Source organism: Bradyrhizobium cenepequi, assembly GCF_020329485.1.
Classification (GTDB): Bacteria; Pseudomonadota; Alphaproteobacteria; order Rhizobiales; family Xanthobacteraceae; genus Bradyrhizobium; species Bradyrhizobium cenepequi.
The window spans coordinates 1-9,981 of record NZ_JAGKJI010000098.1; the positions used below are offsets into that span (position 1 = coordinate 1).

Consider the following 9,981-nt stretch of genomic DNA (forward strand, 5'->3'; position numbering starts at 1 on the left):
CGAGAACGAGAAGAAGGCGGGGGTGGCTGGCGCGTCTGAGGCCGGCTTCCGCACCAATCCGGAAGAGGATGCCGAGCGGGCAGAGCGGATCCGGCAAGCGCGCATCGCCCAACAGGCAAAGGAGTCGGGGTTGTTTTTCCGGCTTTCGGAGAAGCAGGAGAAGCGGAAACAGGCAAGTACGGCGGACGTTGCGGCCAACCCAGCGTCTGCCTTCCGTCCGCCGGCTGCCGATGCATCGTCGTCTGCTGCCGAGTTGGCACAGACGACGCGGGCAATGGTTGACCGCTCCGGCGAGATCATTCCCTCATCGCAGGCGCGGAAGCTAGCCTTTGTCGGAGCGAAAGCCGACACCGAGACCACCAATCCTCATGCTCTTGTGCCGGCACCGTCCACCTACGCGGTGATGGCGGGATCGATCATTCCGGCGAGTCTTGTGACGGGTCTGAATTCAGACTTGCCCGGCGCCACCATCGCTCAGGTCACGGAAAACGTCTATGACACGGTGACGGGCGAGCATCTCCTGATACCGCAGGGGACGCGGCTCGTTGGCAAGTACGACAGCGTCGTTGCGTTCGGCCAGAAGCGAGCCCTGGTTGTGTGGACACGGCTCATCCTGCCGAATGGCAACTCGATCGTGATCGAGAACCTTCCGGCGACCGATGTCGCAGGTTATGCCGGTCTTGAGGACCAGGTAGATTTCCACACTTGGCAACTGCTCAAGGGCGTGGCTCTGGCAACGCTGATTGGGGTAGGGACCCAACTTTCAATCGGTAATGACGAGAGCGATCTCGTCAAGGCACTGCGGGAAAGCACACAGCAGACGACCAATCGTGCGGGGCAAAGGCTGATCGAACGGGAGCTCGACGTGCAGCCGACGATCACCGTGCGGCCAGGATGGCCGCTGCGGGTGATTGTTTCGAAGGACCTGGTGTTGAAGCCCCATCAGGAGGTTCAAACCGCGGCGAAGGGAAAGTGAGTGACATGAAGCTTGCGAAGCTTCCCGATCGGACGCCGGTCAAGATGAATATTGTACTGACGCCCAGCCTTGCGAAGCGGCTGCGCGAGTATGCTGATTTCTATGCCGAGACTTACGGCAGCCGGGAGGAGGTTGGCGAGCTCATTCCGTTCATGCTCGAGGCATTTCTCGACGCTGATACGGATTTTAGGAGGGGCGGGAGGGAAAGACGGAGCAAGCCGGAGACCGCCTAGTTCTGAGCCCTCGGGACTCAATTCGACGCCTGCTCGATAAGGACGATCGATCGCTGCACCGCTCGAACTGATTCTTCGAGCCTCTCAAGAAGTCTTCTCAAGTCGACTACCGTCGCCTCCTCCATATGAAGGTTCTCGCTGGCCAAGAATGCTTTCACGAGGTCGTCAACATGGACCTTCTTCGCGGGGGACGTCGACGTGTCGCTACTTGCAGCCGAAATAATTTCTCCGTCAGTAGAAAAGGCGATCTCCACCGAAACGTTGGCGAGAACGGCACGTTCGATTAATTCGGACGAAATTTCAACCGAGGCTGCGACTCGCCCAGTCAATGCGTCGCGATAACCCACGTTCGTAATTATTCGGTCATTTTCGACGAAGGGACGAAGGTGTAGCTGCACTGAATTGGTCACTTCCTAACTGCCACCAGCGACAGCTAGATTACGCATTTTATGACTCATAGTCTATGGGCTGATAGCGCAGTTTCTTTTGCTTTCCCTGCATGCGCTTGCAGGACCGAGTCGGCCTAAACATTCAGGAATTGCGCCGAGCAAAGAAACTCAGCCAAGAAGAGCTCGCCGACATGTGCAAAGTCCATCAGACGTATTTGAGTGGTGTCGAAACCGGCAAAAGAAATCCCTCGCTTCTGGTACTTGAGCGGATCGCCACCGCTTTAGGTGTTGACCCAGAGGAACTGGTTCGTCGTCGTCGACATCGGCCAGGTAGCCTCGCGGACTCTTAATCAGCGGGTCCCAGGTTCGAGCCCTGGTGCGCCCACCAAAGGAAAATTCTTATTTTCCAAGACCTTCGCGAGATGGTGGCCGAGAACAAACGGCTCTCATGCGACGTTTCCCGCGGCCAGATTGCTGTGCGAATTTTCCTTCGTTTTTGTATCTTCGGCCCATTCGATGCAGCCAGCAGGTCCGATGGTACAGGTCGATCACGTGCTCGTCGTAGAATAGGATATTGGGGCGAGCAAAACGGACAATGTGTTCTGCCCGTCCCCGCAGGATACCGCTTGCTACAGAACTAGAAGCGGATAGTTCGGGTCGGGGATTCGACTCGCTCTCCCGCCCACGATTTCCAGGGCCAAACCGCGATGGCCTACGATTTCGTACGCGCGATGGTAGCGAACGCCGAGCTTAGGGGCTCTTTAACCCATCGCCGCAGGTTTCGCTTTTCGTCCGGCAGACTGCGCGAAACTTGACATCGCTTAAAATCCTGTGGTTCTAGTTCAAGTTATAAGTCGAGGATGGCCTTCGAATGCCTCGCCAAGCCTTCCTTCTTCTCCGCTCCGTTTTTTTAAGTAGTGCCACATTCCTCCTCGTAGGAGGCAGACCATCCCAAATTGGCTTTAAAGGCCCAAATCAGTATTTTCACAGAAGTGAAATCGGAGAACGAGATGGCCAAACAAGCGGGTCGCAAGGGTTCGCGACGCATCGTTCGCCCACCGTTGCCCCCCAAATTAAAGTTGTTCCGTCCTGTCAACTGGTACAGCGGCGCCATGATCGAGCCTGTAGGCGAATATGTTTCCCATATTCTGAGAGAACTTGGTCGTCTCAGCCTTGAAGTCCACGATATCGAGCGACATGACCGGCCGCCAAATACGAAGACGGTTCTTTCCGATCTGATCGGCTGGCTGAGCGATCGTCCTGGAGAAGCCTTTGCAAAGCTTTTTAACTGGCAGATACTCGATTTTGCTCAGGTCCGATCGCGCTTGGAAAAGGACCGCCTAGGTAAGCCACGTATCGAGGTCTCTGCGCATATCACCAAGATGAACAAATCTGTCCGTGCGCTGGCATCCAGGTGGGTGGAAGCTGACAGATTTTGACTGGCATCGAACGGATCATCATTATTCTAATCTGATTACGCACCGAAAGTGGCGTGATGTGCGTCGCATCCGGCAGCTCATTGAGCGTTACAATCCAGAGATTCTTCCGGAGGAGTTGCGGCCTGCCTCGTTGGCGCCGCGAGCGGCGCCGTTATCGCCAAACAACGTCGTACCTCTCTGTGGAGATGATGGTCGATAGCTTCTGCAGTTTCCGTTCTCCGAGCGCACGATGGGCGTCAGTTTTGGTCGAGATATAATGATTGCGGGTTACAAGCCGCCGTTTTCAAGAACGCGCTTCGTGGATTCATGAGAACGGGGTCGCCCGGAAATCTGATTGACCTCAAGTCGGTTTTTCCGCTCCGCCGTGACGGCGCTATCGTGTTTGAAGAGTGCCTCGATCGCGGGCTGATCGAACTCAAAGATGGATTTACGGTCTCGGAAAAAGGTGAGACTGTTGCTCGCGGAAGGGTCGTGCGCCGGACACCTTTGGCTCAGGCGCAGATGGTACTGGACGATTTCCTGCGCCATGTCGAAATGCTCAACCAAGATCCAGATGCGGTCCGATACGTTGAACGGGTCTGGGTTTTTGGCAGCTTGATGCGAGGTGAGGAGGCAGTAGGAGACGTCGATCTAGCGCTCGAAACGAGTCGGCGCCCAGAATATCTCGCGGATTATGCTTTGATGAAGCGGCACCTCAAGGAGCTTCTGTCGCGCCGCGACGACGTTCCGACCAGCCGCGGCCTGGTCTGATCGGCAGAAACATGGATAACGGAACGCGCTCTTTATGGGCCACGGCGGCATCCACTCCTCGCCGGGGTCCAATCCGATGTCAGCGATCTTGTCGACCTAGGGGCTCCCTGCCGTCTCATCTATGACCGAGCGAGAGGCGGACGGGTCAACGATCCGATATTGTCTCGCCATCCCCAGTCCAATGGGCGACGAAATGACTTGGCCCCGCCTGGTGAGATGCCGGATTTTACTCCGAACGGTCTGCGCCCGATGGATGGTCGGTGGGTGGCGGGGTTCTCCAAATGGGGCGGTGTTTCTCCGTACGACATCTTTCGCGGTTGGACAGACGATGCACACAAGTTGTTCCCTCACTACCCCGAGGGATTACGCATTGTCGGGGACAACCGCGATCTTGCTAGCTATCCGTGGGTCCCCAAACGTCTGAAAGCCGGAGGATTCGATGGTCGGGAAGCGGTCGCGCTGGTCAATGCCACGCCCTTGAAGGGCACCAGCATCGTACTCCGACGCAAAGTTGAACAGGGCTCCGAGAATTGGATCCTGCACGCTTGGTTCGAACATTTGGAATTTTATCGGAGCCGCAAGCGGGTTGACTATTCAACGCTTCCTGACCTCGCAGCCGCAGCAGCTTTGATCCTCGCGGTCGACGCTGAAAGGATGCTGCGCCGAGCCGCTGAGGAGTCGGCTGGGGCGGGAATCCAAATATGCATCAGACGTGATCTCGACGAAGATATGAACATGCACTTCATCGACGCCGTGCATAACCACTTGCAAGCGCGCAGGATCAGAATCGAACCCGAGGGATGGAGCAGCCCACCGGCCTCCGTTGTCCGCGCTTAATGCCTGTTTTCCATTCAGAGTCGCGGTCTTCCGCAGGAAGTCGGGACCGTTCTTGCCCGCCGCCAACTGCCGCGCACCGCCCCCGACCTGTTTCCCGTCGCTGCCGAATATGACCTCGCGCAAGTCGCCGTCCCCGTCGTCCATGCCGAACAACCGGCACGAACCGGCGCCGTGTTGCTGACATCGGTTGACGGCAATCAAAGGATTGAACGGTCATGAGTATTGGCATTATCGGTGCTGCGAACGTCGCCCAGGCTTTCGCGCGACACCTCTTGAACGCAGAGATCGCGGTTATTCTGAGCAACAGCAGTGGACCGGACTCTCTGTCGTCTCTTATGGCGGAGCTTGGCGCCGGGGCCACGGCTGGGACGGTGGCCGATGCTTCAATTGGCCGCGACCGACTATGTTCTGAGTGAACGTCAACTGTGCGCTGAGACGGTCGCAGCTGGCGGCACGCCGCCAGAAATGCTAAAGCTTTCTGGCTGCGGGTCGAGATTTGTGAGGAATCGCAAGGGAATAGACACGAATTCCCGATACAATCGGTGGCCAAAACGTTAACGTGGACAACGCTGGCAAATGCAACCAGGCCGGCATTGATCAATTAGACTGAAGACCCATGTCGACCGCTCGTCACATTGTCAGTTTGCTGAAGAGCCACATTGCCGGCGACGGGGAGCGTTTCCTCGCCACCGCAATGCAGCTTGCCGCGCATGAGGCCCGGCAGGGTCATGGCAAGCTGGCGCAGGAACTGAAAGAGCTGATTGACCAGGCCAAGGCAACCGGCGCTGCAATGACCAAAACGGCGCGGCCAGTTCCCTTGGTCCAGCCGAAAGGCGAATTGGCCGGGCTGCTGCACGCTGGTTATCCGGACCTGCGTCTGACCGACATGGTTCTCCCGGACGAATTGCGGCTTCGGCTCGAACGTGTGCTGATTGAGCAGAGGCAGCAGCAGAACCTACGTGAGCACGGTCTGAAGCCGCGCCGCAAATTAGTGCTGGTGGGACCGCCAGGCTCGGGCAAGACGATGACGGCGGCCGCCTTGGCCGGCGAACTCCACCTCCCATTGTTCACCATCGTCCTGGATGGCCTGATCACCAAGTTCATGGGCGAGACGGCTGGAAAGCTACGGCTCGTCTTCGACGCCATGCAGGCAACACGCGGGGTTTACTTCTTCGACGAGTTCGACGCGATCGGCGCCCGGCGCGGCGAGCGCCAGGACGTTGGCGAAATTCGCCGTGTCTTGAACTCCTTCCTGCAATTCCTGGAGCAGGATGAAAGCCACGGCCTCGTCGTCGCAGCGACCAACCATCCTGAGCTGTTGGACAAGGCGCTCTTCCGTCGTTTCGACGATGTCATTGAATACGCGTTGCCTGATCCGGTCCTGGCTCAAGCCTTGCTGCAGGCGCGCCTCGACCGCTTTGACACGCGCGGTGTTGACTGGAGCCAGGCCGTCGAGCAGGCGCACAATTTATCTCAGGCAGAAATTGTAAGAGCTGCGGACGACGCGGCCAAAACGATACTCTTGCGGGGCGGGAAACGGATAACATCGGAGGCGCTTGTTCAAGCGCTGATGGAACGCCGGCGGGCCTCGCTGTCTGATTAGCGACAGCACAGGTTGCAATGGCAGACGATTTTTCTCGGGACCGGCCCCATATCCATCTTCGCAACAATGGTGTTCGAGAGCCATATCGGCGGCCCAAGCAGAAAATCGAACCACCTGCAGTACCCGAGCGCGATCGTGCAGGCCACGCAGCGGCGCTGATCCAGGCCATTGGACAGGCCATTCAGACGGCTCGCGTGCAGATCGCCGCTCGCGACCTCAACCTAGCCGTAGGCCTACCAGGGTTTTATCTCGATATCGAACTGCCGGTGCGCGAGCGCGTCGCTCTAGATCAGCTGGCCGATCGACGGCAAAAGATGGAAGTTGTCGCGGTTCATGAACCGGTAGGAGAAGGGGGGCCGCTGCGCGCTTCGGTTTTCGTTCCGCAACAAGCGGAGAACTATTATCTGCGGAAGGTGGAGGCCTATCGCGACTCTGACACCAAGAAGGGAAGGCCGCGAAACGAGCCGCTTGTGTCGCGGATTGAGACCATGCGCCTGGCGACGGCGCGATCGCTATATACCGACGATGATGCGCTTTTCCCGCAGCAACCAACCGAACAGGTCTGGTGGGAGATTTGGCTGCGCAAGGGGCGCCGGGAGAATTTCGAGCGCATCGCCCAGGCGCTGGACCTCACTCTGCGCACGCATGCCGTCAAGTTTCCCGAGCGAGAGGTCATGCTTGCGCTCGCTAGCGTAGCAACGCTGGATCGGCTTGTTGCTCACAGCGATGTCGTGGCCGAGTTGCGGCGCGCGAAGGATACACCATCCTTCTTCATGGGCCTTGGGGGCGCCGAGCAGCGAGATTGGAGTGATGAACTGCTCGAGCGCGTGACGCCAGCGTCCATCCCGTGGTCGCTTCCGCCGCGCGCGAGCTGCTGAACAAGTCCGGCAACGAACGCTCCGGCGTCTTGAGTACCGCCATGTCGTTCCTGGGCCTCTACCGAGATCCGGTGGTGGCGGAGGTGACACGGCGCTGCGACTGGCGGATCACCGACATCGTCGGCGCCGACCGGCCCACCACGCTCTACCTCGTGGTGCCGCCGTCGGACATCAACCGCACCAAGCCGCTGATCCGGCTCATCCTCAACCAGATCGGCCGCCGCTTGACTGAGGATCTGCAGGCCAAGGCCGGCCGGCGCCGGCTCCTCCTGATGCTCGACGAATTCCCCGCGCTCGGCCGGCTCGACTTCTTCGAGTCCGCGCTAGCCTTCATGGCGGGTTACGGCATCAAGAGCTTCCTGATCGCCCAATCGCTAAACCAGATCGAGAAGGCCTACGGGCCCAACAACTCGATCCTCGACAACTGCCACGTCCGGGTCAGCTTCGCGACCAACGACGAGCGGACCGCGAAACGAGTGAGCGACGCGCTCGGAACCGCGACCGAGATGAAAGCGATGAAGAACTATGCCGGCAGCCGGCTCGCGCCTTGGCTGGGCCACCTGATGGTGTCGCGGTCGGAAACCGCCCGCCCGCTGCTGACGCCCGGCGAGATGATGCAGCTGCCGCCGTCAGATGAGATCGTCATGATGTCGGGTCTCCATCCGATCCGCGCCAAGAAGGCGCGCTATTACGAGGACGGACGCTTCCAGGAGCGCATCATGGCGCCGCCGACGCTGACCAAACCCAATGAGGGCCGGCCGAACGATTGGAGTTCCCGGCCACTGCCGCCGCGCCCAACAGCATTAGAGGCGTCGACCGACGACCAGACGGACGACGAAGATCCAAAGACCGCCGATCGCCGGCGGCCGCCGGAAATGGATCGAGACATCGTGGAAAACAAGGAACCGCTCGACAACGAGTTCGCGTCTGACCTCGCTGACGAACTCGATGAGGATGCCCCGCGGATCAGGCGCATGACCGACATCATGCAGGGCGTCGCGCGCCAGGCGGCGCTCGATCCTGGCGATGATCTTGGATTGTGAGGCAGGCATGACCGCGAAGAAGAAGGCCTAGATGTCGGTCTATCTCGATCCGGATGTCATGACGACGCTGTCGGCCTACGCCGCCCGGCGCGAGCAGTCACTGTCGCTCATCGCCGAAGCCGCCATTGCGTCCTTTCTGTCGCCGGATGCCGATGAACGGCGTGAAGCCGCCATTGCCAAGCGCCTCGACCAAATCGACCGCCGGATCGCGCGCCTTGAGCGGGATGTCGGGATTTCGATCGAGACCATCGCTCTCTTCATCCGCTTCTGGCTCACGACGACACCGCCGCTCCCCGAACCGGCCGCCAAGGCCGCAAGAGCACAGGCTGGAGCGCGTTATGATAATTTCGTCGCCGCGTTGGGCCGCCGACTAAGTCATGGGCCCAAGCTAAGGCAGGAAATCCCGGATGACTTGGATGGCGTTCAATCTTCCGCCGGCCCAGAACGAGCGGGTACCGAGGGCGAATAGCGAGCCGCAACAGCTTAAGAAAAAGGCCAGGTTGCGTTTTGCAGAAGTGACAGCCGGGTGAGTTGGGCGATGAACTACACACTAAAACCGAAATCCAAGATAGACAGCAGGCATCCTATTGTCACGCTTCCGACATCGAGCGCTCCAGGCGCTGGAAAACCATAAATCAAATTGCAAGGTTTGGAGTCCTCTCAAGCTCCAAATCCCTACAATCTCAAACACCTCCAAATCCCAAAAACAGACTCCCGCTCGATCGCTTAGAGGCTTGTTCACATGGCGTAATCGCGGCTGACGGCTTCTCGAAGACACGAGGTTGGATAGGATCCTGCCTCCGCGGAATACCGAAAGGGAACAACTCTGTGAAGCAGTACTTTGGTTTGGACATTTCTATGGAAGAGACCAGCATTTGCGTCTTGGACGAGAACGGCGGCGTGACATTCGAAGGTAACGCACCCACCGATCCAGAGGCCATCGCTAAACTCTTGCGGCGGCATGCCGGCAATGCTGAGCGGATCGTTTTTGAAACGGGCTCGCTATCGAATTGGCTTTGGCGCCAGCTCAGGACGCTGGGCTTTCCCTTCATCTGCCTTGACGCGCGTCATGCCAACGCAGCGTTATCGATGCGCATCAACAAATCGGACCAGAACGATGCCAAGGGATTGGCCGAAATGGCCCGCACGGGATGGTACTGGCAAGTTGCCGTGAAGAGGGGCGGAGAGCTGGAACACCCGTTCGATGCTGGCGGCTCGAACCAAGTTGGTGAATCTGCGGCGAGACCTCGACAACCAGATGCGCGGTCTGTGTAAGGAGCTGGGAATAGTGCTCGGCAAGGCCGGTTCGACCAACCTGGCTCGCAAAGTTGAACGCCGTGCTCGCTGAAGCACCGGATTTGCAAGATATTTTCGCGCCACTGCTCCTTGCCCAGTCCTGTTTGACCGAGCAAATCGAAAAATATGATCGACAACTCCTGGCAGTGGCAAAGGGCGACCAGACTGTTCGGCGAATGATGACCGTTCCTGGTATCGGTCCCCTGACTGCCCTGTCCTTCGTCGTTACCATCGATGATCCCACTCGCTTTAGACATTCCGCCGACGTTGGCGCCTATCTCGGCCTAACACCAAGACGTCATCAATCCGGTGAGATCGATCGCACTGGCCGCATCTCCAAACGCGGCGACCACCAGGTTCGAACTTATTTGTTCGAGGCCGCGAACGTCCTGCTGACCGTTGTCAGACGAGGTTCTGCGCTCAAGCGCTGGGGCAGCAAGCTGGCCAAACGCATCGGCGCCAAAAAGGCGAAGGTTGCCGTCGCGCGCAAAATGGCTGTCATCCTCCATGCCATCTGGACCGATGGCACCGAGTTCC

13 protein-coding genes and 1 pseudogene are annotated in these 9,981 nt (G+C 58.7%); 12 read left to right on the forward strand and 2 right to left on the reverse strand.

All coding sequences use genetic code 11. The features are described from left to right. The coding region (locus J6497_RS39570; RefSeq protein ID WP_225709572.1) for a TraB/TrbI/VirB10 family type IV secretion system protein at positions 1 to 976 on the forward strand (976 nt) is incomplete at its 5' end. Positions 977 to 981: 5 nt separating this feature from the next. Continuing rightward, on the forward strand, positions 982 to 1,209 hold the full coding sequence (locus tag J6497_RS39575; RefSeq protein WP_225709573.1) for a DUF2274 domain-containing protein: 228 nt from the start codon (positions 982 to 984) through the stop codon (positions 1,207 to 1,209). A 17-nt stretch (positions 1,210 to 1,226) separates the two neighbouring features. Here J6497_RS39575 and J6497_RS39580 read toward each other — a convergent pair whose 3' ends face one another. Beyond that, positions 1,227 to 1,619, reverse strand: a complete 393-nt coding sequence (locus J6497_RS39580) for a hypothetical protein (RefSeq protein ID WP_225709574.1) — start codon at positions 1,617 to 1,619, stop codon at positions 1,227 to 1,229. A gap of 89 nt (positions 1,620 to 1,708) precedes the next feature. Here J6497_RS39580 and J6497_RS39585 point away from each other — a divergent pair, with 89 nt between their 5' ends. The 3 genes from J6497_RS39585 (at position 1,709) to J6497_RS39595 (ending at position 3,787) form a co-directional block, all read left to right on the forward strand. Next, positions 1,709 to 1,948, forward strand: coding sequence for a helix-turn-helix domain-containing protein (locus J6497_RS39585; RefSeq protein ID WP_225709575.1), 240 nt, complete (start codon positions 1,709 to 1,711; stop codon positions 1,946 to 1,948). A gap of 660 nt (positions 1,949 to 2,608) precedes the next feature. Next, positions 2,609 to 3,037, forward strand: coding sequence for a hypothetical protein (locus tag J6497_RS39590; RefSeq protein ID WP_225709576.1), 429 nt, complete (start codon positions 2,609 to 2,611; stop codon positions 3,035 to 3,037). 306 nt (positions 3,038 to 3,343) lie between these two features. Further along, complete coding sequence (locus tag J6497_RS39595) at positions 3,344 to 3,787, forward strand: hypothetical protein (protein WP_225709577.1); 444 nt, start codon at positions 3,344 to 3,346, stop codon at positions 3,785 to 3,787. 594 nt (positions 3,788 to 4,381) lie between these two features. On the opposite strand, the gene J6497_RS39600 is transcribed toward J6497_RS39595, so the two are convergent. Next, the gene (locus J6497_RS39600; RefSeq protein WP_225709578.1) at positions 4,382 to 4,768 is read right to left on the reverse strand and encodes a hypothetical protein; all 387 of its coding nucleotides are present in this window, start codon (positions 4,766 to 4,768) and stop codon (positions 4,382 to 4,384) included. A gap of 71 nt (positions 4,769 to 4,839) precedes the next feature. On the opposite strand from J6497_RS39600, the gene J6497_RS42360 reads away from it, so the two are divergent. From J6497_RS42360 to J6497_RS39635, 7 genes and pseudogenes are all read left to right on the forward strand, one after another. Further along, on the forward strand, positions 4,840 to 5,040 hold the full coding sequence (locus J6497_RS42360) for an NAD(P)-binding domain-containing protein (protein WP_225709579.1): 201 nt from the start codon (positions 4,840 to 4,842) through the stop codon (positions 5,038 to 5,040). A 200-nt stretch (positions 5,041 to 5,240) separates the two neighbouring features. Then, positions 5,241 to 6,227, forward strand: coding sequence for an AAA family ATPase (locus tag J6497_RS39610; protein ID WP_225709580.1), 987 nt, complete (start codon positions 5,241 to 5,243; stop codon positions 6,225 to 6,227). A gap of 17 nt (positions 6,228 to 6,244) precedes the next feature. Then, positions 6,245 to 7,105: a hypothetical protein gene (locus J6497_RS39615; protein ID WP_225709581.1), complete on the forward strand. Its 861-nt coding sequence runs from the start codon at positions 6,245 to 6,247 to the stop codon at positions 7,103 to 7,105. Then, positions 7,060 to 8,148, forward strand: a pseudogene (locus J6497_RS39620) (type IV secretory system conjugative DNA transfer family protein); the annotation flags it as partial. The gene J6497_RS39615 and the pseudogene J6497_RS39620, both read left to right, overlap by 46 nt. A gap of 31 nt (positions 8,149 to 8,179) precedes the next feature. After that, the gene (locus J6497_RS39625) at positions 8,180 to 8,617 is read left to right on the forward strand and encodes a CopG family transcriptional regulator (protein WP_225709582.1); all 438 of its coding nucleotides are present in this window, start codon (positions 8,180 to 8,182) and stop codon (positions 8,615 to 8,617) included. Between the two features lie 359 nt (positions 8,618 to 8,976). Then, on the forward strand, positions 8,977 to 9,423 hold the full coding sequence (locus J6497_RS39630) for an IS110 family transposase (RefSeq protein ID WP_225709583.1): 447 nt from the start codon (positions 8,977 to 8,979) through the stop codon (positions 9,421 to 9,423). A 62-nt stretch (positions 9,424 to 9,485) separates the two neighbouring features. Beyond that, positions 9,486 to 9,981, forward strand: a 496-nt coding sequence (locus J6497_RS39635; RefSeq protein WP_225709584.1) for an IS110 family RNA-guided transposase, incomplete at its 3' end; no start/stop codon positions are given.